Below are 297 nucleotides of genomic sequence, written 5' to 3'. Positions count from 1 at the left end.
CGAGGACGGCCACCTCGCGCACCCCAGGCTGACGGGCCAGCGCGGCCTCAATCTCGCCCAGCTCGATGCGGAAGCCGCGCAGCTTTACCTGGTTGTCATTGCGGCCGAGGAACTCCAGCTGGCCGTCCGCGCGCCAGCGGGCGAGGTCTCCCGTGCGGTAGAGGCGCGCGCCGGGCGAAGTGCTGAAGGGGTTGGGGACGAAGCGCTCGGCGGTGAGCGCGGGCTGGCCGAGGTAGCCGCGAGCCAGGCCTTCACCGCCGAGGAAGACTTCGCCCGGGACACCGAAAGGCGTGGGCT

The 297-nt window shown here is 72.1% G+C and carries 1 protein-coding gene; it reads right to left on the bottom strand.

The features are described 5' to 3' along the window. The coding region (locus tag ACLEQD_RS45370) for a hypothetical protein (protein ID WP_410392071.1) at positions 1–297 on the bottom strand (297 nt) is incomplete at both ends.

The sequence above is a fragment of the Corallococcus sp. 4LFB genome, assembly GCF_046520365.1.
In the GTDB taxonomy this organism is placed as follows: Bacteria; Myxococcota; Myxococcia; order Myxococcales; family Myxococcaceae; genus Corallococcus; species Corallococcus caeni.
Note: the sequence above shows the minus strand (reverse complement) of the source record. Positions and strands in the feature narration are given on the sequence as shown.